Source organism: Pseudomonas sp. GW821-FHT01E10, from assembly GCF_059422365.1.
On sequence record NZ_JBWKWT010000004.1, the window covers coordinates 314907 to 339868 of the forward strand.

Annotated in this window: 20 protein-coding genes; 6 read left to right on the plus strand and 14 right to left on the minus strand. The window is 60.0% G+C overall.

Annotation, left to right across the window (positions count from 1 at the left end; all coding sequences use genetic code 11):
- Positions 1 to 252: 252 nt before the first annotated feature.
- Genes nirB through cobA form a run of 4 tightly spaced genes read left to right on the plus strand, consistent with a single transcriptional unit; the run spans position 253 to position 6512 of the window.
- Entirely contained in the window at positions 253 to 2706 is a 2454-nt protein-coding gene (gene nirB, locus AC07V0_RS10450; protein ID WP_086945137.1) for a nitrite reductase large subunit NirB, read from the plus strand.
- A complete protein-coding gene (nirD, locus tag AC07V0_RS10455) occupies positions 2703 to 3020 on the plus strand; it encodes a nitrite reductase small subunit NirD (protein WP_018925265.1) in 318 nt (105 codons plus the stop codon). The genes nirB and nirD overlap by 4 nt, the downstream gene beginning before the upstream one ends.
- Positions 3020 to 5737: a nitrate reductase gene (locus AC07V0_RS10460; RefSeq protein WP_086945138.1), complete on the plus strand. Its 2718-nt coding sequence runs from the start codon at positions 3020 to 3022 to the stop codon at positions 5735 to 5737. The genes nirD and AC07V0_RS10460 overlap by 1 nt, the downstream gene beginning before the upstream one ends.
- Before the next feature lie 10 nt (positions 5738 to 5747).
- Positions 5748 to 6512 (plus strand): uroporphyrinogen-III C-methyltransferase, encoded by a 765-nt coding sequence (gene cobA / locus AC07V0_RS10465; protein WP_086945139.1) that lies wholly within the window; start codon positions 5748 to 5750, stop codon positions 6510 to 6512.
- A gap of 84 nt (positions 6513 to 6596) precedes the next feature.
- On the opposite strand, the gene AC07V0_RS10470 is transcribed toward cobA, so the two are convergent.
- The 8 genes from AC07V0_RS10470 to ppsA all read right to left on the minus strand — a co-directional run bounded on the left by AC07V0_RS10470 (position 6597) and on the right by ppsA (position 14729).
- Positions 6597 to 7628: an OmpA family protein gene (locus AC07V0_RS10470; RefSeq protein ID WP_018925262.1), complete on the minus strand. Its 1032-nt coding sequence runs from the start codon at positions 7626 to 7628 to the stop codon at positions 6597 to 6599.
- Between the two features lie 107 nt (positions 7629 to 7735).
- Entirely contained in the window at positions 7736 to 8326 is a 591-nt protein-coding gene (sigX, locus tag AC07V0_RS10475) for an RNA polymerase sigma factor SigX (protein WP_017337463.1), read from the minus strand.
- An 86-nt stretch (positions 8327 to 8412) separates the two neighbouring features.
- A complete protein-coding gene (locus AC07V0_RS10480) occupies positions 8413 to 9237 on the minus strand; it encodes a mechanosensitive ion channel family protein (protein WP_007940637.1) in 825 nt (274 codons plus the stop codon).
- A gap of 2 nt (positions 9238 to 9239) precedes the next feature.
- Positions 9240 to 9488, minus strand: a complete 249-nt coding sequence (locus AC07V0_RS10485) for a hypothetical protein (RefSeq protein WP_007940635.1) — start codon at positions 9486 to 9488, stop codon at positions 9240 to 9242.
- A 63-nt stretch (positions 9489 to 9551) separates the two neighbouring features.
- Positions 9552 to 10547 carry a zinc transporter ZntB gene (locus AC07V0_RS10490; RefSeq protein WP_086945771.1) on the minus strand — a complete coding sequence of 332 codons (996 nt, stop codon included), beginning with the start codon at positions 10545 to 10547 and terminating at the stop codon, positions 9552 to 9554.
- A 37-nt stretch (positions 10548 to 10584) separates the two neighbouring features.
- The gene (gene rraA / locus AC07V0_RS10495; RefSeq protein ID WP_018925259.1) at positions 10585 to 11076 is read right to left on the minus strand and encodes a ribonuclease E activity regulator RraA; all 492 of its coding nucleotides are present in this window, start codon (positions 11074 to 11076) and stop codon (positions 10585 to 10587) included.
- A 192-nt stretch (positions 11077 to 11268) separates the two neighbouring features.
- The gene (locus AC07V0_RS10500; RefSeq protein ID WP_018925258.1) at positions 11269 to 12258 is read right to left on the minus strand and encodes an alpha/beta fold hydrolase; all 990 of its coding nucleotides are present in this window, start codon (positions 12256 to 12258) and stop codon (positions 11269 to 11271) included.
- A 95-nt stretch (positions 12259 to 12353) separates the two neighbouring features.
- Complete coding sequence (gene ppsA, locus AC07V0_RS10505; protein WP_086945772.1) at positions 12354 to 14729, minus strand: phosphoenolpyruvate synthase; 2376 nt, start codon at positions 14727 to 14729, stop codon at positions 12354 to 12356.
- A gap of 174 nt (positions 14730 to 14903) precedes the next feature.
- Here ppsA and ppsR point away from each other — a divergent pair, with 174 nt between their 5' ends.
- On the plus strand, positions 14904 to 15722 hold the full coding sequence (gene ppsR / locus AC07V0_RS10510; protein ID WP_018925255.1) for a posphoenolpyruvate synthetase regulatory kinase/phosphorylase PpsR: 819 nt from the start codon (positions 14904 to 14906) through the stop codon (positions 15720 to 15722).
- A gap of 35 nt (positions 15723 to 15757) precedes the next feature.
- On the opposite strand, the gene prpD is transcribed toward ppsR, so the two are convergent.
- From prpD to AC07V0_RS10540, 6 genes are all read right to left on the minus strand, one after another.
- Positions 15758 to 17242 carry a 2-methylcitrate dehydratase gene (gene prpD, locus AC07V0_RS10515; protein ID WP_018925254.1) on the minus strand — a complete coding sequence of 495 codons (1485 nt, stop codon included), beginning with the start codon at positions 17240 to 17242 and terminating at the stop codon, positions 15758 to 15760.
- Between the two features lie 139 nt (positions 17243 to 17381).
- Positions 17382 to 18572: a 2-methylaconitate cis-trans isomerase PrpF gene (gene prpF, locus AC07V0_RS10520; RefSeq protein ID WP_086945773.1), complete on the minus strand. Its 1191-nt coding sequence runs from the start codon at positions 18570 to 18572 to the stop codon at positions 17382 to 17384.
- 52 nt (positions 18573 to 18624) lie between these two features.
- The gene (acnD, locus tag AC07V0_RS10525) at positions 18625 to 21219 is read right to left on the minus strand and encodes a Fe/S-dependent 2-methylisocitrate dehydratase AcnD (RefSeq protein WP_111454666.1); all 2595 of its coding nucleotides are present in this window, start codon (positions 21217 to 21219) and stop codon (positions 18625 to 18627) included.
- A gap of 111 nt (positions 21220 to 21330) precedes the next feature.
- A complete protein-coding gene (gene prpC, locus AC07V0_RS10530) occupies positions 21331 to 22458 on the minus strand; it encodes a bifunctional 2-methylcitrate synthase/citrate synthase (RefSeq protein WP_018925251.1) in 1128 nt (375 codons plus the stop codon).
- A gap of 56 nt (positions 22459 to 22514) precedes the next feature.
- The gene (gene prpB, locus AC07V0_RS10535) at positions 22515 to 23405 is read right to left on the minus strand and encodes a methylisocitrate lyase (RefSeq protein WP_018925250.1); all 891 of its coding nucleotides are present in this window, start codon (positions 23403 to 23405) and stop codon (positions 22515 to 22517) included.
- Positions 23402 to 24124: a GntR family transcriptional regulator gene (locus AC07V0_RS10540; protein WP_007902102.1), complete on the minus strand. Its 723-nt coding sequence runs from the start codon at positions 24122 to 24124 to the stop codon at positions 23402 to 23404. Before AC07V0_RS10540 ends, prpB begins: the two co-directional genes overlap by 4 nt.
- Before the next feature lie 297 nt (positions 24125 to 24421).
- Here AC07V0_RS10540 and rloA point away from each other — a divergent pair, with 297 nt between their 5' ends.
- Positions 24422 to 24958, plus strand: a complete 537-nt coding sequence (gene rloA, locus AC07V0_RS10545) for a retropepsin-like aspartic peptidase RloA (RefSeq protein WP_019579744.1) — start codon at positions 24422 to 24424, stop codon at positions 24956 to 24958.
- Positions 24959 to 24962 lie beyond the last annotated feature (4 nt).

The window sequence follows — 24962 nt, forward strand, 5'->3', positions numbered from 1 at the left end:
CACCCTCCTCCCATGACCAGAGCCCATAAATCCGGCCCTTGCGAGACTTGGCACAACCACTGCATTACCTTTCCCAACAGACATAAAGCCCGGCCTTCAACGTAGAAGGCTGCGCTGCCCGAGAGAACGGGACAAGGACAAAGGCGTCCTCGCTAGTTAGCTAGCGGGACGCCTTTTTTTGTTTGCGCAAAATTTTGTCGAGCAAGGTCTGAATGCCCTGATGAGGCAGGCCCGAGCTCCCCGGAGAACCTGATGAAAAAACTAAAACTGGTGATGATCGGCAACGGCATGGCCGGGGTTCGTACCCTGGAAGAACTGCTCAAGCTGAGTAATGAGCTGTACGACATCACGGTCTTCGGCGCCGAACCGCATACCAACTACAACCGCATCCTGCTGTCCCCCGTACTGGCTGGCGAACAGACGTTCGAAGAGATCGTGCTCAACGATCTGGACTGGTACCTGGAAAACAACATCAAGCTGCTGCTCAACCGCAAAGTGGTGGAGATCGACCGGGTCAAACGCCGGGTCATCGCCGAAGACGGCACTGAGGCTGAATACGACCGCCTGCTGATTGCCACCGGCTCGACCCCGTTCATCCTGCCAATCCCCGGCAATACCTTGCAGGGCGTGATCGGCTACCGCGACATTGCCGACACCCAAGTGATGATCGACACCGCCAAGACCCACAAGCACGCCGTGGTCATCGGTGGCGGCCTGCTGGGCCTTGAAGCCGCCAACGGCCTGATGCTGCGGGGCATGCACGTCACCGTGGTGCACATCGGCGAATGGCTGCTGGAGCGCCAACTGGACAAAACCAGCGGCCAACTCCTGCAAACCGCCCTGGAAGCCCGTGGCCTGCATTTCCGCCTGTGCGAACAGACCCAGGCCCTGCACGACGCCGGCAATGGCCGGGTCGGCTCAGTGCAGTTCAAGAACGGCGACATCATCCCCGCCGATCTGGTGGTGATGGCCGCCGGCATTCGCCCCAACACCAAACTGGCGGAAAAAGCCGGCATCCCTTGCAGCCGCGGGATTCTGGTCAACGACACAATGCAAACCTACGACCCTCGGGTGTACGCCATCGGTGAATGCGCCAGCCACCGCGGCACCGCCTACGGCCTGGTCGCACCGCTGTTCGAACAAGCCAAGGTGTGCGCCAACCACCTCGCCCAACTGGGCTTCGCCACTTACAAGGGCTCGGTGACGTCGACCAAATTGAAAGTCACCGGCATCGACCTGTTCTCCGCCGGCGACTTCATGGGCGGCGAAGGCACCGAGACCATCACCCTCTCCGACCCGATTGGCGGGGTGTACAAAAAACTGGTGATCAAGGATGACGTGCTGGTCGGCGCCTGTCTGTACGGCGATACGGCAGACGGCGGCTGGTATTTCCGGCAGATCCGTGAGAACCATGCCATCGGCGAGATCCGCGATCATTTGATGTTCGGCGAAAACGCCTTGGGCGACGTAGGACACCAAGGCCAGGACAAAGCCATGAGCATGGCCGACACTGCCGAAGTCTGCGGCTGTAACGGCGTGTGCAAAGGCACCATCGTCAAAGCCATTCAGGAACACGGGCTGTTCAGCGTCGACGACGTGAAGAAACACACCAAGGCCGCCAGCTCCTGCGGCTCTTGTGCCGGCCTCGTCGAACAGATCCTGATCAACACCGTGGGCGGTGCGGCAGACGTCAAACCGAAAAGCGAAAAAGCCATCTGCGGGTGCAGCGACCTCAACCACGGGCAAATCCGCCAGGCCATCCGCGACCAGCATCTGCTGACCATCGCCGGCACCATGAGCTACCTGAACTGGCGCACGCCGAACGGCTGCGCCACCTGCCGCCCGGCGCTCAACTACTACCTGATTTCCACCTGGCCCGGCGAAGCCAAGGACGATCCGCAATCGCGCCTGATCAACGAACGCGCCCACGCCAACATTCAGAAAGACGGCACTTACTCTGTCGTCCCGCGGATGTGGGGCGGTGTGACCAATCCTTCAGAACTGCGGCGCATCGCCGACGTGGCCGACAAGTACAACGTGCCGATGGTCAAGGTCACCGGCGGCCAACGCATCGACTTGCTGGGGATCAAAAAGCAAGACTTGCCGGGCGTCTGGAAAGACCTGGACATGCCGTCCGGCCACGCCTATGGCAAATCCATCCGCACCGTGAAAACCTGTGTCGGCAGTGAGTTCTGCCGCTTCGGCACCCAGAATTCCACGCAACTGGGCATCGAGCTCGAACATGACCTGTTCAACATGTGGTCACCACACAAAGTAAAACTGGCTGTCTCCGGTTGCCCACGCAACTGCTCGGAAGCGGGGATCAAGGACGTCGGAATTATCGGCGTGGATTCCGGCTGGGAGATGTACATCGGTGGCAACGGCGGGATCAAGACCGAAGTCGCTGAATTCTTCGTCAAGTTGAAAACCGCTGAAGAGGTGCGCGAATACAACGGCGCTTTCCTGCAGCTGTACCGTGAAGAAGCCTTCTACCTCGAGCGCACCGTGCATTACCTGCAACGGGTCGGCATGGAACACATCAAGAAAGCCGTGCTGGAAGACCCGGTACGGCGCAAGGCACTCAACGAACGCCTGCAATTCTCCCTGTCGTTCGAACAGGACCCGTGGAAAGAACGCCTCGAGCAACCACTGCTGAAAAAAGAATTCGAAGTCATTCCCGTGAAGAACCTGGAGGTGTCGGTATGAACTGGCTGGATATCTGCGCACTGGAAGAGATCAACACCCTTGGCTCGCGGATCGTCGCCGGCCCGAAAGGCGACATTGCGATTTTTCGTACGAGCGACGATGAGGTTTTCGCCCTCGACGACCGCTGCCCGCACAAGGGCGGGCCGCTGTCCCAGGGGTTGATCTACGGCAAACGGGTCGCCTGCCCGCTGCACAACTGGCAGATCGACCTGGAAACCGGCGAGGCCCAGGCTCCCGATATCGGCTGTGCCCACCATCATTCGGCACGGGTCGAAAATGGCCGGGTGCTGCTGGCTCTGCGGGAAGCAAGCTGATGGACCGCCAAATCACCGCCTCCACCTGCTGCTACTGCGGGGTCGGCTGCGGCGTGCTGATCGAGCACGACGGCGAGCGCATTCTCGGCGTCAGCGGCGATCCGGCGCACCCGGCCAACTTCGGCAAATTGTGCAGTAAAGGTTCGACCTTGCATCTGACCGGCGACCTGACGGCGCGGGCCTTGTACCCGCAACTGCGCCTGGGCAAAGGACTGGCTCGCAGCCGCACAGATTGGGACAGCGCACTCGATCACGCCGCCAGTGTCTTCGCCAAGACCATCGCCGAACACGGCCCGGACAGCGTCGCGTTCTATATCTCCGGGCAATTGCTGACCGAGGATTACTACGCCTTCAACAAACTGGCGCGGGCGCTGGTGGGCACCAACAACATCGACAGCAATTCACGGCTGTGCATGTCTTCAGCGGTGGTCGGCTACAAGCGCAGCCTCGGCGCCGATGCTCCGCCCTGCAACTACGAAGACCTGGAACTGAGCGACTGCGTGATGATCGTCGGCAGCAACATGGCCTACGCCCACCCGGTCCTGTTTCGTCGCCTGGAAGAAGCCAAATCCCATCGTCCGCAGATGAAAGTCATCGTCATCGACCCACGGCGCACTGACACCTGCGATCTGGCTGACCTGCACCTGGCGATTCTGCCCGGTACCGATGTCGCGTTGTTCCATGGGATTTTACACTTGCTGCTGTGGGAAGACTGGATCGACCGCGACTTCATCAAGGCCCACACCGAAGGCTTGGCCGAGCTGAAAAACCTGGTACGCGACTACACCCCGGCAATGGTCTCGCAACTCTGTGGCATCAGCGTCGAGCAACTGCACCAATGCGCGGAATGGGTCGGCACGTCACCGAGCTTTCTGTCGCTGTGGTGCATGGGGCTGAATCAGTCCACCGCCGGCAGCGCGAAGAACAGCGCGCTGATCAACCTGCACTTGGCTACCGGGCAAATCGGTCGGCCCGGCGCAGGACCTTTCTCGCTGACCGGTCAGCCCAATGCCATGGGCGGCCGGGAAACCGGCAGTTTGTCAAACCTGCTGCCAGGCCATCGCGAAGCGGCCAATGCCGAACACCGGGCGCAAGTGGCCGCCTACTGGGGCGTCGATCAACTGCCCGAAAACACCGGGCTCACGGCCATCGAACTGTTCGAGCAGATGCGCAGCGGCAAGATCAAAGCCCTGTGGATCGCCTGCACCAACCCTGCCCAGTCGCTGCCGGACCAGACCTCTGTGCGCGAGGCACTGCAAGCCTGCCCGTTCGTGGTGTTGCAGGAAGCCTTCCACACCACCGAAACCGCCGCATTCGCCGACCTGTTGCTGCCCGCCGCCAGTTGGGGTGAAAAGGACGGCACGGTTACCAACTCCGAGCGACGCATTTCCCACGTCCGCCGAGCCATCGGCGCCCCCGGTGAAGCACGGCCCGATTGGGCGATCACCGTGGATTTCGCACAGCGTCTGGAAAAACACCTGCGTCCCGGAGCCTCCAGCCTGTTTGCCTTTGAAACCCCGGCACAGGTCTTCGACGAATACAAACAACTGACTCGCGGCCGCGACCTCGACCTGTCCGGGATCAGTCATGAGTTGATCGACCAGCTCGGACCGCAGCAATGGCCCTTCCCCGCCGGAGCCCGCGAAGGCACCGCGCGGTTGTACCTTGACGGGGTATTCCCGACCGCCAGCGGGCGTGCGCAGTTCGTGACCGACCCCTATCGCGCCGCCAAGGAACAACGCGATGCGCGTTTCCCGCTGACCTTGATCACCGGTCGCCTGCGCGATCAATGGCACGGCATGAGCCGCACCGGCACCGCCGCGCAACTGTTCGGCCATGTCAGCGAAGCCGTGTTGAGCCTACACCCGGATGAACTGCGTCGGCATCGCCTGCAACCTGGCGACCTGATCAATCTGAAAAGTCGCCGGGGCGCGGTGATCCTGCCGGTCAGCAGCGACGACAGCGTACGTCCGGGCCAGGCTTTCCTGCCGATGCATTGGGGCGACCGCTTTCTCAAGGGCGGTGTGAATACCCTCACCCTTCCCGCCTTCGATCCGTTGTCGAAGCAACCGGAACTCAAACACAGCGGTGTGCGGCTCGAGCCTGTGCATTTGCCCTGGCAGCTTTTCGCCCTGATCGAAGGTGATGTTCAACAGCACCTGGAGACGTTGCGACCACTCTGCGAGGCGTTTTCCTACGCCAGCCTCAGCTTGGCCGGCCGTGAGCGTCCCGCGCTGCTGATACGCGCCGCCAGCGCCACCGCGCCAGAGCCGCAGTTGTTGCGTGATATCGATCAATGCCTGGGGCTCAACGACGGCCCGGTATTGGCCTACGACGACCCCCGGCGCTCGATCGGTAAACGGGTGCGTATCGAGAACGGCCGGATCACCGCGATTCGCCTGGCCGGTGAAACACTCGCCCAACATTGGCTGCAAAGCCTGTGGCTCGAAGGTCGCGCCGACGAACAACTGCGCCGTTGGCTGCTGGCACCGTTGAGTGCGCCACCAGGCAACGCTGGCGCCCCTGCATCCGGCAGCAAAACCCTGTGCAACTGCATGAACGTCAGCCAGAACGCAATCTGTGCCGGAATCAGCCGTGGCCTGGACTTGCAAGGTTTGAAACAAGAATTGGGCTGCGGCACGCAATGCGGCTCCTGCGTCCCGGAAATCAAGCGTTTACTGGCCGCCACTGCGCAGCCAGTCGCCGTCACCTCGTGAGGAAAACACTATGAGCGCAAAAGTCTGGCTGGTGGGTGCGGGTCCCGGCGATCCGGAATTGCTGACCCTCAAGGCGGTTCGTGCGTTGCGCGAAGCGGACGTGGTGTTGATCGACGATCTGGTCAATCCTGCGGTACTGGAGCATTGCCCGAATGCGCGAATTATTCCCGTGGGCAAGCGCGGCGGCTGTCGCTCCACGCCTCAAGCCTTCATTCATCGCCTGATGCTGCGTTATACCCGCCACGGCAAATGCGTGGTGCGGCTCAAGGGTGGCGATCCGTGCATCTTCGGACGCGGCGGTGAAGAGGCGCAGTGGTTACGTGAACGAGGGGTCGAGGTTGAATTGGTCAATGGCATCACCGCTGGCCTTGCCGGCGCGACCCAATGTGATATTCCACTGACACTGCGGGGTGTCGCCCGTGGCGTGACACTGGTCACGGCGCACACTCAGGATGACAGTAGCCTGAACTGGCAGGCCCTGGCTCAAGGCGGCACCACGTTGGTGGTCTATATGGGTGTCGCAAAACTGAGCGAGATTCGTGAGCAACTGCTGGCCGGTGGAATGGCCGCCGATACTCCCGTGGCGATGATCGAAAACGCTTCGCTGCCGCACCAACGGGAATGCCGGAGCGACCTGACAGCAATGGAAGAGGATGCCCTCAGCTTTCAGTTGAAGAGCCCGGCGATCCTGGTGATCGGTGCCGTGGCAGCCTGTGCAACTTCATCTCTGTGGGAGCGCGACTTGCCCGCGATGGTGGCCGATCAATCAGCCTGAACCCTACCTATTACTCCCTCTTCACCAAATCGCAGACAAAGAAAAGCCCGGCCTAAGCCGGGCTTTTCTTGAGCTGCGAGCTAATTACTTAGCTTGAGCTTCAACCTTCGCTTCTACGCGACGGTTTACAGCGCGACCAGCTTCAGTGGCGTTGTCAGCAACTGGGCGGGATTCGCCGTAGCCAACAGACTGAACGCGGGACGGCGAAACACCGTACTGGTTGGTCAGAACTTGCTTAACGGCGTTTGCACGACGCTCGGACAGTTTCTGGTTGTAAGCGTCAGGACCGACGGAGTCAGTGTGACCTTCAACAACAGTAGTGGTGGATGGGTACTGCTTCATGAAGTCAGCCAGGTTTTTGATGTCGCCGTAGCTGTTAGGCTTGACTACCGACTTGTTGAAGTCGAATTTCACGTCCAGCTCAACACGAACAACTTCAGCAACTGCTGGGCAGCCATCAGCGTCAACAGTTACGTTGGCTGGGGTGTCTGGGCACTTGTCAACGTTGTCGCAAACGCCATCGTTGTCGCTGTCGGAGCAAACTTCAGCCGGTGCTGGAACTGGAGCAGCAGCAGGCTTGGAGCCGCCACCGAAGTTCACACCGATACCGACGCTAGGAGCCCACTCGGTGTCGCCCTGGTCGATGTTGTACTGAGCTTCAACGCCAGCACGGGCGTAGAAGTTTTCAGTGAAGTACAGCTTGGCACCGCCGCCAACGTTGGCGAAAGTGGAGCGGTTACGACCCGAACCGTTCTGGCCAATGCTCTGGTCCGAGAAACCGGCAGAAACGTATGGACGGATCATGTCGCCTGGGTTGTTGAAGTGGTACAGAGCGTCCAGAGCGGTATCAGCGCCCTTTACGTTGCGACCATCATCTGCACGTACGTTGTGTACTTCGTCGTAGGCCAGACGCAGTTCTACGTCGTCGGTCAGGAAGTAACCAACCGAGCCGCCGAACAGGTTGCCGTTGTTCTTGAAGTTACGATCGCTGTCGTACTGTTCTTTCTTGGCGAAGCCTTCGATTTCAACTGCGCCTTGGCCTTGTGCCAGCGCGCCGAACGAAGTAGCGGCAATAAGAGAACCAATGGCCAAGCCCAAGGTGTTTTTCAGTTTCATCCGTTAAATCCCCATCTGGTGATTGTGAAGCAGTCCCGCAAACCGGGGGACAACTCGGCGGCAAGTCTATCAGAACTTGCCTACACGTAAGAGATATTTGCGCCAAACTAAGTTTCGGCAATGCCTGCAAATTTCTCACGCAATTTGTCTAGAGCGCGTTTGTACCGCATTTTTGTTGCACTCAAGCCCATGTGCATGATGTCTGCGATCTCCTGAAACTCCAGCTCTGCGACAAAACGTAGCACCAGAATTTCACGATCAATCGGGTTCACATACACCAGCCAGCGATCAAGTCCGCCCTTCTCCTCGGGTTTCGGCGCCTTTTCTTCAGACGCTTCCTCGAGGGGGTCCAGACTCAAAGCGTCCATCAAGCGACGCTTACGCCGTTCCTTCCGATACTGCGTGATGCACTCGTTGTACGTGATGCTGTAGAGCCACGTCTTGAACTTCGATTTGCCCTCGAAGTTCTTCAGGCCGTACAGCACCTTCAACATCACTTCCTGACAGACATCGTCTGCATCACGATCGTTCCCCAGGTACCGTGCACAAACGTTAAATAATGTTCGCTGGTAACGCCGCATCAGTTCTTCATAGGCGCGCGTTACGTGAAACAGCTCGGTATGCGAGCGCGCGACCAACTCCTCATCAGAGAGCTCGCGGGGGTCGTAGCGCGTGGAGAGCGATTGAGCTTTATTCAAAACAAGTCGGGCCGACAGTCAGGTCAATGTCCGCCGCAACCCCTCAGGGCATTTTGCGGCGGCATACATTAGCAGGATTTGCCGGGTTAGCGGCTACTCACATGCTGCTCCAGGAGAATCCGATTCGAGAGAGAGACTAGCTCACCCTCGTCGGTCAGCACCGTGGTTTTCACCGTGCCGATCTCTTCGATCTGCCCTTCGACCTCGCCAACACGCACTTGTTGCCCAACCTGATACAACTCTCGCACATAGATTCCCGCAAGAATCTGACCGGCAATTTCCCGGCTTCCCAACCCCATGGCCAGCGCAACCGCCAGACCAACGGTAATCAAGACGATCACAATCACGTGGTTGAGCAGGTCTGTCTTGACCTCCAACTGGCTGATCGCAACCGAAATACTGATGATGATCACCAGGCCCTGGGCAATCCGCCCCAGGCCCGCGGCGTAATCCAGCCCTACACCTTCTGCCGCGCCACGTACCAGCCCATTGGCCAGTTGCGCCAGCAAGACACCCACCAGCAGCACCAGCGCCGCGCCGAATACTTTCGGAACATACAGCGCCAGCATGTCCAGCGTAGCCGAAACTCGTTCAAGTCCAAGGGATTCTGCGGCAGAAACGAGAAAAATCAGCAGGACGAACCAGTAGACAATTTTGCCGATCAGCGTCGAAATAGGCACCTGGAGGCCGGCGCGGGACAGCAATTTGGTCAGTCCGGTGCCACCCATCAGGCGATCAAGGCCCAATTTGGCGAGCAATTTTGAGAGCAGCGTGTCCAGCAGCTTGGCCACGACAAAACCCAGCAGCAGCACAACCAGTGCGCCAAACAGGTTCGGAATGAAGTTCGCAACTTTGGTCCACAACGCAGTCATTGCAGTGACGAGGCTCTGAGTCCAGAGATCAAGTTCCATATTCAATCAGCCTTATCAGCAGTGCGGGCGGTAGGTTTACGCAGACGAGAAACCGGCGCTACATGGGCCGATCCGTTATTCAGGGCGATCATCAGCGCGGGCAGCCAACGGCCCAGAAGGCTGAACAGATCGCCGGCACCGACCTGGCGGTTGGCGGTTTTCAGTACACGCCCCAGACAGGCATCGTCGTCACGGCTGGACGGCGATGCTTTGAGCATGTCACGCAAAGACTGTTCAAACGGATCGTGCATACGCACCTCTCGTGATGTCTGTCAAAGACGCGGTTAGATTTGGTCGGGTCACATGGCTCATCGTCAGACCCAGCGTAAACGTCGGAATAACCACCACTGCCCCAGCGCCACCAAGACCATCAACAGGCAGGCGATCAGGAAGCCGTAGGGGTTGGCAGAGAACGGAATACCGCCGACGTTGATGCCCAAAAGACCGGTCAGAAAACTCATCGGCAAAAAGATTCCGGTGATGATCCCGAAGCGATACATCGTGCGGTTCATGCGCACGCTCAAACGCCGGTCTTCAGCCTCCAGGACCAGCCCCACGCGCTCCCGGGTCAATTCCAGTTCCTCGAGGTAACGGGTCAGGCTGTTGTTCAATTCGTTCCAGTAATCGCCATCGTCTTCGCAGAACCACGGCAGTTTTATCCGCGTCAGCTGACCGAAAATATCCCGCTGCGGCGCCAGAAAACGCTTCAGCCCAGCGGCCCTGCGGCGGATCTGCAAAACAGCCCCATGCTCAGGTGTATACCGTTCGTCGGCATCCAGCTTTTCTTCTTCCTCATCGACAACTTCCGAGAGGTCGCCGACCAGATCCTGCACTTTATGGGTAAGGTATTGCGCCATATACAGGATCAGCTCGGAAGCGCTTCTCGGCCCTTTGCAGTCGGCCAGTTGCACCAACAACTCTTCGGTGGCACGCAACGGCCGCAAACGCAGGGAAATCACCCGTTGAGCCGAACCGAAGATCCGCACCGAGACCATGTCTTCCGGCTCCGCGCCCGGATTCAGGTTGACCCCGCGCAGAAACAGCAGCAGTTCAGAGTCCGGCAGCGGCAAAAGACGCGGTCGGGTGTTCTCTTCCAGCAACAAATCGCAACTAAATTCACTCAGCCCGCTGGATTTGCGCAGCCAGGTCTGGGTTTGCGGGTGACTGCGATCCCAGTGCAGCCACAGGCTTTCGTGGGCCTGCAGCTGCAAGTCATCGAGTTCAGTCCGGGCTATCGAACGCGCACCGCCTTTACCGTCCAGCACCAGGGCATGCACCAGCCCCCACTGCGCGTTTTCTTCCTCGAACATCCTCACCCCTATTCTTGAAACAAAAAGCCGGCAGCGCTTATTCAGGCATTTTCAGCGGGCTTGGCGAGATGATCACGCCGTTGTTGTCCGCATAAACGTAGTGGCCCGGGTGAAAGGTCACGCCCGCGAAGGTCACGGCAACGTTGAGATCGCCAACACCGCGCCTGTCGGTTTTCATCGGGTGACTGGCCAGGGCCTGAACCCCCAGATCAGTTTGCGCGATGACGTCGACGTCGCGGATGCAACCGTAGATCACCAGCCCTTCCCAACCGTTGTTCGCGGCTTTCTCGGCCAGCATGTCGCCCAACAGCGCGCGGCGCAGGGAACCGCCACCGTCGACCACCAGCACCTTGCCGTTGCCCTTGAGCTCGACTTGCTCCTTGACCCGCGAGTTGTCTTCGAAACATTTGATGGTCACGATTTCGCCGCCGAAAGAATCACGGCCGCCGAAATTGCTGAACATCGGTTCCAGCACCTGCACCAGCTCCGGATAGGCGTCGCACAGGTCAGGCGTGAGGTAATGGTTCATCGAGAAACTCCTGTAACAAGGAAGACAATCGAGTATGCAGCATACTCGGGCCAAGGCTGGACGGTTGCAAATCGCTCCATACGCACGAACACAGCGACCGCATCAATCACTCAAAGTGACCAGAACCACTCAATGCGTCACATATTAGCCGCAAGCCGACCAGAGAGAAATGCCCTTGTTAGAGCATCAGGCTCAAATCGCTGTGGCCAAATCCGGCTTTTCACCCAGTAAAGGCGTCTGTTGATCCGCCAGCCAGCGAGCCACCAACGGCCAGACTTCAGCCTGCGCAGCCTTGCTGACCAGCATTTCCACGTGACCGAAATTATCGCCAAAGCCTTGCTCGCGGCCAAGGGTGATGAACTGCTTGTGCTCGGAGCCGACTTGATCGAACAGCTTATGGCAGGCCCAGGTCGGGTCCTGATGATCGCCCGCGGCACTCACGGCCAGCACCGGCAATTGCACCTCGGCCAAACCCGCCCACCAGTCTTTGTCGGCATCGCCGAAGCGGCCGAACAGCCCGTACCAACGCATGCTTTCCAGGGCCAGGCCTATCGGCTCGTCCTCCGGGCCGCGCTTGAGCCGAGAGCCCGACAGTTGGGCAAAACGCTTGAGAATGAAGCGCCCGCTCCACTCCACCGGTGGAAACTTCAACGGCCAGTAAGTACGGCTGACTTGCGTGCCGAAAAACGCCGCGGAAGCCACGGCGGGCTCGCCCAGGTACTGGCCGCCCAACGCCGCGGCGAGGGTAATGCCGCCCAGCGAATGGCCGATCCAGTGCGGGATCTGGCCGCTTTGCTCGCGCACGAACGCGCCAATGGCCGGCAAATCGTAACGCGCATAGTCGGCGACGCTGTTCTGGCGATAGTTCTGGTTGCGCTGAGACAGGCCGTGACCACGCATTTCCGGAATCCACACATCGAATCCCAGACGCGTCAGGTAAGCGCCCAGGCCCAAACCTTTGGGAGAAAACCAGAACCGCCGATTGGAAAAACTGCCATGCAGCAGAATCACCGGCACGCCACGCACCGCCGGCTCATCGGCCAGGCCCAGGCGTGTCACAGCCAGCTCAACGGTGCCGTCGGGGCTGTTGCCGGGTTTCAAACGATAGACGTCTTCGCTCAGATCGCCGCGCCGCTCGGCGCTGATCAGGGCGACAGGAAATAGGTTGCTGCTACTTTGCATATGCTCTTGCACAAAAAAGGGCGGCATCCAGAGGAGCCCGCCCTACTTGAATCTCTGAAAGGGCCGATCACAGATCGGCCCTTTCACTCACACCATCAGGCCGAAGCCTGACCTTCAGCCAGGAAGAACCAGGTTTCCAGTACGGAATCGGGGTTCAGCGAAACGCTTTCGATGCCCTGCTCCATCAGCCACTTGGCCAGGTCCGGGTGGTCCGAAGGGCCCTGACCGCAGATACCGATGTACTTGCCGGCCTTGTTGCACGCGGCAATGGCGTTGGCCAGCAGCTTCTTGACTGCAGGGTTACGCTCGTCGAACAGGTGCGCGATGATCCCGGAGTCACGGTCCAGGCCCAGGGTAAGCTGGGTCAGGTCGTTGGAGCCGATGGAGAAACCGTCGAAGAACTCGAGGAACTCTTCAGCCAGGATCGCGTTGGACGGCAGTTCGCACATCATGATCACGCGCAGACCGTTGTCGCCACGGGCCAGACCGTTTTCAGCCAGCAGATCGACCACCTGGCTCGCTTCGCCCAGGGTACGGACGAACGGCACCATGATTTCAACGTTGGTCAGGCCCATCTCGTTACGCACGCGCTTGAGGGCGCGGCATTCGAGCTCGAAGCAGTCACGGAACGATTCGCTGATGTAACGCGAAGCGCCACGGAAACCCAGCATCGGGTTTTCTTCTTCCGGCTCGTAGAGTTTGCCGCCGATCAGGTTCGCGTATTCGTTGGACTTGAAGTCCGACAGACGCACGATGACCTTTTTCGGCCAGAACGCTGCCGCCAGGGTGCTGATACCTTCGACCAGTTTGTCGACATAGAAGCCGACCGGGTCGCTGTAACCAGCAATGCGCTTGTCGACGCTGTCCTTGATTTCCTGCGGCAGGCCACCGTAGTTCAACAGCGCCTTGGGGTGCACGCCGATCATGCGGTTGATGATGAATTCCAGACGGGCCAGGCCCACACCGGCGTTCGGCAGTTGCGCGAAGTCGAAGGCGCGGTCCGGGTTGCCGACGTTCATCATGATCTTGAACGGCAGCTCCGGCATGGCATCCACGGAGTTTTTCTTGATGTCGAAGCCCAGTTCGCCTTCGAAGATGTAACCGGTGTCGCCTTCAGCGCAGGAAACGGTCACGCCCTGGCCGTCTTTCAACAGCTGGGTGGCGTTGCCGCAACCGACCACGGCCGGGATGCCCAGCTCGCGAGCGATGATCGCCGCGTGGCAGGTACGGCCGCCACGGTTGGTGACGATGGCGCTGGCGCGCTTCATGACCGGTTCCCAGTCCGGGTCGGTCATGTCGGAAACCAGCACGTCGCCCGGCTGGACTTTGTCCATCTCGGACACGTCCTTGATGATCCGCACCTTGCCGGCGCCGATGCGCTGGCCGATGGCACGACCTTCCACCAGCACGGTGCCGGTTTCTTTCAACAGGTAACGTTCCATGACGTTGGCCTGGGTACGGCTCTTCACGGTTTCCGGACGGGCCTGCACGATGTAGAGCTTGCCGTCGTCGCCGTCTTTGGCCCATTCGATGTCCATCGGGCACTTGTAGTGCTTCTCGATGATCATCGCCTGCTTGGCCAGCTCGCTGACTTCGGCGTCGGTCAGGCAGAAACGCGCACGATCGGCCTTGTCCACGTCGATGGTCTTGACCGATTTACCGGCGCGGGCTTCGTCACCGTAGATCATCTTGATGGCTTTGCTGCCCAGGTTGCGACGCAGGATGGCCGGGCGACCGGCTTCCAGCGTGCCTTTGTGGACGTAGAACTCATCCGGGTTCACCGCGCCTTGTACGACGGTTTCACCCAAGCCGTAGGCGCCGGTGATGAACACCACATCACGGAAGCCCGATTCGGTATCGAGGGTGAACATCACCCCGGCGGTGCCGGTTTCGGAGCGGACCATGCGCTGCACGCCAGCCGACAGGGCCACCAGCTTGTGGTCGAAGCCCTGGTGGACGCGGTAGGAAATGGCGCGATCGTTGAACAGGGAGGCGAACACCTCTTTGGCGGCGCGAATGACGTTTTCGACACCACGGATGTTCAGGAAGGTTTCCTGCTGACCGGCGAAGGAAGCGTCCGGCAGGTCTTCGGCGGTAGCGGAAGAGCGCACGGCCACGGCCATGTCAGGGTTGCCGGCCGACAGCGTGGCGAACGCGGTGCGGATCTCGGCGTTGAGCTTCTCGGGGAACTCGGCTTCCATGATCCATTGACGGATCTGGGCGCCGGTCTTGGCCAAGGCGTTTACATCATCGACGTCCAGGGCGTCGAGGGCGGCATGGATCTGATCGTTCAGGCCGCTCAGTTCCAGAAAATCACGATAAGCCTGAGCTGTCGTGGCAAAGCCACCTGGCACCGATACACCGGCGCCTGCAAGGTTACTGATCATCTCGCCCAGGGATGCGTTCTTGCCCCCCACATGCTCTACATCATGGACGCCGAGCTTATCGAGGGAAACTACGTACTCTACCAAGGTGATCTCTCCACTAACTGTGTTGGAAAAGCTCAGAAGCCGGCGACTCGGGGGAGCCTTTGCCGGCTGTATGGCCTGGACCTGGAAAATAAGTGAGAATGCGGGCCATCGGTGGCCGACAAATCGCGCCTACTATATCCAAGAATCGTCACTAGCTTAAGGCCCAAGGTGCAAATGAAACGATCTGCTTTCTTTATCTCCGATGGCACCGGCATTACCGCCGAAACCCTCGGCCAAAGCCTGCTGGCGCAGTTCGAAAACATTACCTTCAGCAAAATCATACGACCGTACATCGACGACGCTGATAAAGCGCGGGCCATGGTACAACAAATCAACAAAGCCGCCGAAAACGATGGTTTTCGTCCGATTATTTTCGACACCATTGTCAATCAGGACATTCGTGAGATTCTCGCAACGTCGAATGGTTTCATGATCGACATTTTCTCGACCTTCCTGGCGCCCCTTGAACAGGAGCTGACCGAGCATTCTTCCTACACCGTCGGCAAATCCCACTCCATCGGCCATAACTCCAATTACATGGAGCGTATCGAGGCGGTGAACTTCGCCCTCGACAATGACGATGGCGCCCGCACGCACTATTACGACAAAGCTGACTTGATACTAGTAGGCGTGTCGCGATGCGGCAAAACACCGACGTGTTTGTACATGGCCATGCAATTCGGCATCCGCGCAGCCAACTATCCGCTGACCGAAGACGACATGGAGCGCCTGCAACTGCCGACCGCCCTGCGCGCCCATCATCACAAGCTGTTCGGCCTGACCATCGACCCGGACCGCCTCACCGCGATCCGCAACGAACGCAAGCCCAACAGCCGCTATTCGAGCTACGCGCAGTGCGAATTCGAAGTGCGCGAGGTGGAGAATCTGTTCCGACGCGAGAACATTCCCCACATCAATTCCACGCATTTCTCCGTGGAAGAGATCTCGGCGAAGATTCTGGTGGAGAAAGGTGTGGAACGGCGGTTCAAGTAGATAGTCGGCGGCAGTTATGCCGCCTTCGCGGCCAGCTAGATCACAAACAAATCCACAAACCGGTTCACCGGCGTCGCTTCAAGTGCTGCCGGGTCCTTGCACAGCGCAAGGATCTCGGCGCTTCGCTGAGCCGTGAAGCGCGTCGTCAGGTTGACCTTGAACTTGTCTTCCAGCAACGGAATGCCATCAGCACGGCGCCGGCGATGACCGATCGGGTACTCCACCATCACATTATCGGTGCTGGAACCGTCCTTGAAGAACACCTGTACCGCGTTGGCGATGGAGCGTTTGTCCGCCTCCAGGTATTCGCGGGTGAAGCGCGGGTCTTCGACAATGACCATTTTGTCGCGCAGCACATCGATAATCGGGTGCGCGGCGTGGAAGTCGTCTTCGTACTGCTCGGCCACCAGATTGCCGAATACCAGGGGTACGGCGGTCATGTACTGGAGGCAGTGATCGCGGTCCGCAGCGTTGGCCAGCGGGCCGACCTTGGAGATGATGCGGATCGCTGATTCGTGGGTGGTGATAACGATCCTGTCGATTTCATGCAGGCGATTCCTGACCAATGGATGCAGGGTGACGGCAGCCTCGCAGGCCGTTTGCGCGTGGAACTCGGCGGGGAAGCTGATCTTGAACAGCACGTTTTCCATCACATAGCTGCCGAACGGCCGGGAAAAACTGAAAGCTCGCTTGCCTTCAGGCTTGAGCCCCAGGTCGTTGTTGGTGTGGCTGAACAGTACATCGTAGAAACCCCATTGCTTGGCGGTCAGTACACCGGGGATGCCCATCTCACCACGCATCGCAATGTCCGCCAGACGCACGCCCCGACTGGTCGCGTCTCCGGCCGCCCAGGATTTACGCGATCCGGCGTTCGGCGCATGCCGGTAAGTGCGCAGCGCCTGGCCGTCGGCAAAGGCATGGGACAACGCCGACAGCAGCTGCTCGCGATTGGCGCCCATGAGTTTGGCAGTGACGGCGGTCGAGGCGACTTTCACCAGAATCACGTGATCAAGACCGACGCGGTTGAACGAATTCTCCAGGGCGATCACGCCCTGAATCTCGTGCGCCATGATCATGGCTTCCAGCACAGCGCGAATGGTCAACGGGGCGTCGCCATTGGCCAGGCGCTTTTGCGACAGGTGGTCGGCCACCGCGAGAATACCGCCGAGGTTATCGGACGGATGGCCCCATTCGGCGGCGAGCCAGGTGTCGTTGTAATCGAGCCAGCGGACGATGCAACCGATGTCCCAAGCGGCCTTGACCGGGTCGAGACGATAGCTGGTGCCGGGCACGCGGGCGCCGAAGGGGACGACAGTGCCTTCGACGATAGGACCCAGGTGTTTGGTGCATTCGGGGAAACGCAGCGCCAGCAAGCCGCAGCCGAGGGTGTCCATCAGGCAATTGCGGGCAGTATCAAGCGCCTCGGGCGACTGGATGTTGAAATTGAGGACGTAGTCGGCGATGTCCTGCAGAACCGTGTCGTAGTCGGGGCGGGTGTTCAGGTCGACGTTGGCGCTCATGTTCGATTCACTCTTGAAGTGGTTCGTTGATGGGACCTCGGTTCAGGGTAGTCTCAGTCGGCACAACACTCTTGTTTTGGAAATGCATCACCTATGGGAGCGGCGCTCCCACAGGGATTTGTGTATGCCTGGATTGAGGTTAGAAACAATCCCCCGGCACCCGGACATAACCTTCCATCAACACCCGCGCACTGCGGCTCATGATGGCTTTTTTCACCGTCCACTCACCGTTGACCTTTGCGGCCTCGGCGCCCACGCGCAAGGTGCCGGACGGATGGCCGAAGCGCACGGCGTTGCGTTCGATACCGCCCGCTGCCAGGTTGACCAAGGTGCCGGAAATCGCCGCCGCCGTGCCGATCGCCACCGCTGCCGTGCCCATCATGGCGTGGTGCAGCTTGCCCATGGACAACGCGCGCACCAGCAGGTCGATGTCGGCGGCTGCGATTTTCTTGCCGCTGGACGCGATGTAATCCGCAGGTGGGGCGACGAACGCGACCTTCGGCGTGTGCTGGCGCTTGGCGGCCTCATCCAGGTGTTCAATCAGCCCCATGCGCAGCGCACCGTAAGCGCGGATGGTTTCGAACATTGCCAAAGCCTCCAGGTCACTGTTGATCGCGCCCTGCAACTCGGTGCCGGTGTAGCCGATGTCTTCGGCGTTGATGAATATGGTCGGGATGCCAGCGTTGATCAGGGTAGCCTTGAGCGTGCCGACACCTGGCACTTCAAGGTCGTCCACCAGATTGCCGGTGGGGAACATCGAGCCACCGCCACCCTCTTCTTCCGCCGCCGGATCCATGAATTCGAGCTGCACTTCGGCGGCCGGAAAGGTCACGCCGTCGAGTTCAAAATCACCGGTTTCCTGCACCTCGCCATTGGTGATCGGTACATGAGCGATGATGGTCTTGCCGATGTTGGCCTGCCACACGCGCACCACCGCCACACCGTTGTGCGGAATGCGGCTGGCATCCACCAGGCCATTGCTGATGGCGAACGAACCCACCGCCGCCGACAGGTTGCCGCAGTTGCCGCTCCAGTCGACGAAAGGTTTGTCGATGGCGACCTGACCGAACAGGTAATCGACGTCGTGATCGGCCTTGATGCTTTTCGACAGGATCACGGTTTTGCTGGTGCTGGACGTCGCGCCGCCCATGCCGTCGATTTGCTTCTCGTACGGATCGGGGCTGCCGATCACGCGCAGCAACAAGGCATCGCGGGCGGTGCCTGGCATCTGCGCCGCTTCGGGCAAATCCTTGAGGCTGAAGAACACGCCTTTGCTGGTGCCGCCGCGCATGTAGGTGGCAGGGATTTTTATCTGAGATGCGTGAGCCATATTGATCCTGTATGGCCAGCGCGGGACTTGAAATCCCGCGCGGCTCGTCGTGTTAAACGGCAACCGCCGACTCTTCGAGGAAGTCCTGAGCGAAACGCTGCAACACGCCGCCGGCCTCGTAGATCGACACTTCTTCGGCGGTGTCGAGGCGGCAGGTCACCGGCACTTCGACGCGTTCACCGTTCTTGCGGTTGATCACCAGCGTCAGCGTCGCGCGCGGGGTGCGATCGCCGATCACGTCATAGGTTTCGCTGCCATCTATCCCTAAGGTTTTACGATTGGTGCCCGGCAGGAACTCCAGCGGCAACACGCCCATGCCCACCAGGTTGGTGCGGTGAATGCGCTCGAAACCTTCGGCGGCAATCGCTTCCACCCCCGCCAGACGCACGCCTTTGGCCGCCCAGTCCCGGGACGAACCCTGGCCATAGTCGGCACCGGCAATGATGATCAGCGGCTGCTTGCGTTCCATGTAGGTTTCGATGGCTTCCCACATGCGCATCACTTTGCCTTCCGGCTCCACGCGGGCAAGAGAACCCTGCTTGACCTTGCCGTTTTCCTGCACCATTTCATTGAACAGTTTCGGGTTGGCGAAGGTTGCGCGCTGCGCGGTCAAGTGGTCGCCGCGGTGCGTGGCGTAGGAGTTGAAGTCCTCTTCCGGCAGGCCCATTTTCGCCAGGTACTCACCCGCTGCGCTGTCGAGCATGATCGCGTTCGAAGGCGACAGGTGATCGGTGGTGATGTTGTCCGGCAGCACCGCCAGCGGGCGCATGCCCTTGAGCGGACGCGCGCCGGCCAGCGCGCCTTCCCAGTACGGCGGACGACGGATGTAGGTGCTCATCTCGCGCCAGTCGTACAGCGGCGTGACTTTCGGGCCAGTGTCTTCGTGGATGGCGAACATCGGAATGTACACTTGGCGGAACTGCTCCGGCTTGACCGAGGCCTTGACCACCGCGTCGATTTCTTCGTCGCTCGGCCAGATGTCTTTCAGGCGGATTTCCTTGCCATCGACCACGCCCAGTACATCTTTTTCGATGTCGAAACGGATGGTGCCGGCGATGGCATAAGCCACCACCAATGGCGGCGATGCGAGGAACGCCTGCTTGGCGTACGGGTGAATCCGCCCGTCGAAGTTGCGGTTGCCGGAGAGTACGGCGGTGGCGTACAGGTCGCGGTCGATGATCTCTTGCTGGATCACCGGATCCAGCGCACCAGACATGCCGTTGCAGGTAGTGCAGGCGAAGGCCACGACGCCGAAGCCGAGTTGCTCCAGCTCTTTGGTCAGACCGGCTTCATCCAGATACAGCGCCACGGTTTTCGAACCGGGTGCCAGGGACGACTTGACCCATGGCTTGCGGGTCAGCCCAAGCTGGTTGGCATTGCGCGCCAGCAGGCCGGCGGCAATGACGTTGCGCGGGTTACTGGTGTTGGTGCAACTGGTGATGGCGGCGATGATCACCGCACCGTCCGGCATCTGGCCGGGCACGTCTTCCCACTGGCCGGAGATGCCTTTGGCAGCCAGATCCGAGGTCGCGACACGCGCATGCGGATTGCTCGGGCCGGCCATGTTGCGCACCACCGAGGACAGGTCGAAGCTCAACCCGCGCTCGTACTGCGCGCCTTTGAGGCTATCGGCCCACAGGCCGGTCTGTTTGGCGTAGCTCTCGACCAGTTGCACTTGCTCGTCTTCACGGCCGGTGAGTTTCAGGTAGTCGATGGTCTGCTGGTCGATGTAGAACATTGCCGCAGTGGCGCCGTATTCCGGGGCCATGTTGGAAATGGTCGCGCGGTCGCCGAGGGTCAGGTTTGACGCACCTTCACCAAAGAACTCCAGCCACGCGCCGACGACTTTCTGTTTGCGCAGGTATTCGGTCAGCGCCAGCACCATGTCGGTAGCGGTGATGCCCGGTTGCAGCTTGCCAGTAAGCTCGACGCCAACGCTTTCCGGCAAACGCATCCACGACGCGCGGCCGAGCATCACGCTTTCCGCTTCCAGACCGCCGACGCCGATGGCGATCACACCCAGCGCATCGACATGCGGGGTATGACTGTCGGTGCCGACGCAGGTATCAGGGAAAGCCACGCCGTCGCGCACCTGGATCACCGGCGACATTTTCTCCAGGTTGATCTGGTGCATGATCCCGTTGCCCGGCGGGATCACGTCGACGTTCTTGAAGGCTTTCTTGGTCCAGTTGATGAAGTGGAAACGGTCTTCGTTGCGACGGTCTTCAATGGCGCGGTTCTTTTCGAAGGCCTCGGGATCGAAGCCGCCACGCTCGACGGCCAGGGAATGGTCGACGATCAATTGCGTCGGCACCACCGGGTTCACTTGCGCCGGGTCGCCGCCTTGCAGGGCAATGGCATCGCGCAAGCCGGCAAGGTCCACCAGGGCGGTCTGACCGAGAATGTCGTGGCACACCACGCGGGCCGGAAACCACGGGAAGTCGAGGTCGCGTTTGCGCTCGATCAGTTGCTTCAGGGAATCGGTGAGCGTGGCCGGGTCACAGCGACGCACGAGGTTTTCCGCCAGCACGCGGGAGGTGTACGGCAGGGTGTCGTAGGCGCCTGGCGCAATGGCATCGACCGCCGCACGGACGTCGAAATAATCCAGAGAGCTGCCGGGCAGCGGTTTGCGGAATTCAGTATTCATCGTCAGGACTCGGTCACGGTAATTTCAATAGGTGGGCGCCTGGCACCGGGCTGAACCCCGACCTGCAGGGTTCCCGGTTTCGTCAGTAACCAGTACCGGCGCCCTCCCCGGTCAGCGTTGTTCGATTGGCACGAACTTGCGCTGTTCGACGCCGACGTACTCGGCGCTCGGGCGGATGATGCGGTTGTTGGCACGTTGCTCGAACACGTGGGCCGCCCAGCCGGTCAGGCGCGAGCAGACGAAGATCGGTGTGAACAACTTGGTCGGGATGCCCATGAAGTGGTACGTCGAGGCGTGGTAGAAGTCGGCGTTCGGGAACAGTTTCTTCTGTTCCCACATGGTTGCATCGATGGCTTCTGAAACCGGGAACAACACCGTGTCGCCCACTTCGTCGGCGAGTTTTTTCGACCAGCCCTTGATCACCTCATTGCGCGGATCGTTGTCCTTATAGATCGCGTGGCCGAAGCCCATGATCTTGTCCTTGCGTGCCAGCATGCCGAGGGTGCCCTCGACCGCCTCTTCCGGCGAGCTGAAGCGCTCGATCATTTCCATCGCCGCTTCGTTGGCCCCGCCGTGCAGCGGGCCGCGCAGGGAACCGATGGCAGCGGTGATGCAGGAATACAGATCCGACAGCGTCGAGGCACACACCCGAGCGGTGAAGGTCGAGGCGTTGAATTCGTGCTCCGCGTAGAGGATCAGCGAAACGTTCATCACCTTGACGTGCAACTCGCTCGGCTTCTTGTCGTGCAACAGGTGCAGGAAATGGCCGCCGATGCAGGCTTCGTCGGTCACGCAGTTGATGCGCTTGCCGTCGTGGCTGAAGCGATACCAGTAGCACATGATCGCCGGGAACGCGGCCAGCAGGCGGTCGGTTTTGTCGTGCTGCTCGGAGAAATCTTTCTCCGGCTCGATGTTGCCCAGGAACGAGCAACCGGTGCGCATCACATCCATTGGATGGGCGTCGGCGGGGATGCGCTCCAGCACTTCCTTCAACGCTTGCGGCAGGTCGCGCAGCTTGCTCAGTTTCTCGGTATAGCCGGCCAGTTGTAACTGGGTCGGCAGTTCGCCGTACAGCAGCAGGTAAGCCACTTCTTCGAACTGTGCGTCAGCCGCCAGTTCGCGCACGTCGTAACCGCGATAGGTCAGGCCGGCACCCGACTGGCCCACGGTGGACAGTGCGGTTTGCCCGGCAACCTGGCCACGGAGCCCGGCGCCACTGAGTACTTTTGCTTCGGCCATTGCTGTCTCCAATCTTGAATTTGTTAGGGAATCGGCAAGTTGTGGGGGATTGCGCCTTACTTCTTCGCCGCAAACAACGCATCGAGCTTCTGCTCGAACGTGTGGTAATCGATGCGATCGTAAAGCTCCATGCGCGTCTGCATGGTGTCGATGACGTTCTGTTGCGTGCCGTCGCGGCGGATCGCGGTGTAGACGTTTTCCGCAGCCTTGTTCATCGCGCGGAACGCCGACAGCGGGTACAACACCAGCGACACATCGGCACCGGCGAGCTGCTCGGTGGTGTACAGCGGTGTCGCGCCGAACTCGGTGATGTTGGCCAGGATCGGCGCTTTCACGCGGCTGGCGAACAGTTTGTACATCTCAAGTTCAGTGATGGCCTCCGGAAAGATCATGTCGGCGCCGGCCTCGATGCACGCGGCGGCGCGATCCAGTGCAGACTCCAGACCTTCCACCGCCAGGGCATCGGTGCGGGCCATGATCACGAAGCTGTCGTCGGTGCGCGCATCAACAGCGGCTTTGATGCGGTCGACCATTTCCTGCTGCGAAACGATCTCTTTATTGGGACGGTGACCGCAGCGCTTGGCGCCGACCTGGTCTTCGATGTGAATTGCCGCCGCGCCGAACTTGATCATCGACTTGACGGTACGGGCGACGTTGAACGCCGAGGAACCGAAACCGGTGTCCACGTCCACCAGCAGCGGCAGGTCGCAAACGTCGGTGATGCGGCGCACGTCGGTCAGCACGTCATCCAGGCCGGTAATGCCCAGGTCCGGCACGCCGAGGGAGCCGGCAGCCACCCCGCCCCCCGACAGGTAGATAGCCTTGAAACCGGCGCGCTTGGCCAACAGCGCGTGGTTGGCGTTGATCGTGCCGACCACTTGCAGCGGATGCTCGCTGGCGACCGCATCGCGGAAACGCTGGCCTGGAGTGCTCTTGTTGGAACTCATGACTCACCTCGTTCAGTGGCTGTCGGGTTAGCGCCGTCCTGGTAGTGACGGGCGATATTGCGTTTGGAGGCGCCGATGTGACGGCGCATCAACAACTCGGCCAGTTCACCGTCACGGTCGGCGATGGCATCGAGAATTCGGTGGTGCTCGGCAAACGCCTGGCGTGGCCGATTGGGCGTGGTGGAAAACTGGATGCGGTACATGCGCACCAGTTGATAGAGCTCGCCGCAGAGCATCTGGGTCAGGGTGCGGTTGCCGCTGCCCTGGATGATCCGGTAATGAAAGTCGAAATCGCCTTCCTGCTGGTAATAGCCGACGCCCGCCTGAAACGCCGCATCACGCTCGTGGGTTTCCAACACCCGGCGCAGTTCGTCGATTTCTTCAACGGTCATGCGTTCAGCCGCCAGACGGCACGCCATGCCTTCCAGGGATTCGCGGATTTCGTAGAGTTCCAGCAATTCGGCGTGACTCAACGACACCACCCGCGCCCCGACGTGCGGCACGCGAACCAGCAGGCGCTGGCCTTCCAGTCGGTGGATCGCCTCACGCAACGGCCCGCGGCTGATGCCGTAGGTGCGCGCCAGCTCCGGCTCGGAGATCTTGCTGCCCGGGGCGATCTCACCCTTGACGATGGCCGCCTGAATGCGTCGGAAGACGTTTTCGGAAAGTGTTTCCGAGTCGTCCTGAACCGTGACCGGGGGATCGAGTTGATCCAGCATATTGTCGACACCTTTAAAAGCAATGCCGCAAAAACTAGCGAATAAGGCCGGTTACGTCAAAGGATAAATAGACATTGTCGACAATCGTCTAATAACCGCTTGCACCATAAAGAAGCAGCACCCTCGGTTACAGCCGTCCGCCAGCGCTGGCGCCATAAAACCACCGTGCTAGAATGCCGCCCGCATTTGCTTGTCATCTGCATTGCCTGTCATAAAAAAAGGATAGGCATACGAGGGAGCTTGTGCAGCAATGCCAGGGCCTTGAATTGAAGAACGGACCGCTGCGCATCAGGATTTATGAGACTCAAGCTCTTCACCACATTTCTTTGTCTTCTTGGCCTGTCAGGTTTTGCCGCGGCAGGGGAAAAGACTGTGTACGGCCTCAATGAGTACGCGTCGCTGGATGGCATCAACCTGGAAGTTGCCGCCAAACTCGACACCGGGGCGAAAACCGCCTCGCTGAGCGCCCGCGACATCAAACGTTTCAAACGCAATGGCGAATCCTGGGTGCGCTTCTATCTGGCCATCGACGCCGCGCATTCGCACCCGATTGAACGACCGCTGGCCCGTGTCAGCAAGATCAAGCGCCGGGCCGGTGACTACGACCCGGAAGAAGGCAAGAAGTACACCGCCCGTCCGGTCATCGAGCTGGATATCTGCATGGGGTCGGCTTTACGCAGTATTGAAGTGAACCTGACCGACCGCAGCGCCTTCCAATACCCGCTCTTGATCGGCTCCGAGGCACTCAAGCGTTTCGATGCGCTGGTCGATCCAAGTCTTAAATACGCTGCTGGCAAACCTGCCTGCGCCACCGACGCACATACCGCAGAGTAATTCC

Excerpts from the sequence above, each read along its gene's own strand:
- AC07V0_RS10500 (WP_018925258.1), bottom strand. The coding sequence starts at position 12,258 with ATGCAAAGTAGCAGCAACCTATTTCCTGTCGCCCTGATCAGCGCCGAG.
- cobA (WP_086945139.1), top strand. The coding sequence starts at position 5,748 with ATGAGCGCAAAAGTCTGGCTGGTGGGTGCGGGTCCCGGCGATCCGGAA.
- AC07V0_RS10485 (WP_007940635.1), bottom strand. The coding sequence starts at position 9,488 with ATGCACGATCCGTTTGAACAGTCTTTGCGTGACATGCTCAAAGCATCG.
- AC07V0_RS10470 (WP_018925262.1), bottom strand. The coding sequence starts at position 7,628 with ATGAAACTGAAAAACACCTTGGGCTTGGCCATTGGTTCTCTTATTGCC.
- prpB (WP_018925250.1), bottom strand. The coding sequence starts at position 23,405 with ATGAGTTCCAACAAGAGCACTCCAGGCCAGCGTTTCCGCGATGCGGTC.
- AC07V0_RS10490 (WP_086945771.1), bottom strand. The coding sequence starts at position 10,547 with ATGTTCGAGGAAGAAAACGCGCAGTGGGGGCTGGTGCATGCCCTGGTG.
- ppsR (WP_018925255.1), top strand. The coding sequence starts at position 14,904 with ATGAAACGATCTGCTTTCTTTATCTCCGATGGCACCGGCATTACCGCC.
- prpD (WP_018925254.1), bottom strand. The coding sequence starts at position 17,242 with ATGAGCGCCAACGTCGACCTGAACACCCGCCCCGACTACGACACGGTT.
- rraA (WP_018925259.1), bottom strand. The coding sequence starts at position 11,076 with ATGAACCATTACCTCACGCCTGACCTGTGCGACGCCTATCCGGAGCTG.
- nirB (WP_086945137.1), top strand. The coding sequence starts at position 253 with ATGAAAAAACTAAAACTGGTGATGATCGGCAACGGCATGGCCGGGGTT.
- rloA (WP_019579744.1), top strand. The coding sequence starts at position 24,422 with ATGAGACTCAAGCTCTTCACCACATTTCTTTGTCTTCTTGGCCTGTCA.
- acnD (WP_111454666.1), bottom strand. The coding sequence starts at position 21,219 with ATGAATACTGAATTCCGCAAACCGCTGCCCGGCAGCTCTCTGGATTAT.
- nirD (WP_018925265.1), top strand. The coding sequence starts at position 2,703 with ATGAACTGGCTGGATATCTGCGCACTGGAAGAGATCAACACCCTTGGC.
- AC07V0_RS10540 (WP_007902102.1), bottom strand. The coding sequence starts at position 24,124 with ATGCTGGATCAACTCGATCCCCCGGTCACGGTTCAGGACGACTCGGAA.
- AC07V0_RS10460 (WP_086945138.1), top strand. The coding sequence starts at position 3,020 with ATGGACCGCCAAATCACCGCCTCCACCTGCTGCTACTGCGGGGTCGGC.
- prpC (WP_018925251.1), bottom strand. The coding sequence starts at position 22,458 with ATGGCCGAAGCAAAAGTACTCAGTGGCGCCGGGCTCCGTGGCCAGGTT.
- AC07V0_RS10480 (WP_007940637.1), bottom strand. The coding sequence starts at position 9,237 with ATGGAACTTGATCTCTGGACTCAGAGCCTCGTCACTGCAATGACTGCG.
- prpF (WP_086945773.1), bottom strand. The coding sequence starts at position 18,572 with ATGGCTCACGCATCTCAGATAAAAATCCCTGCCACCTACATGCGCGGC.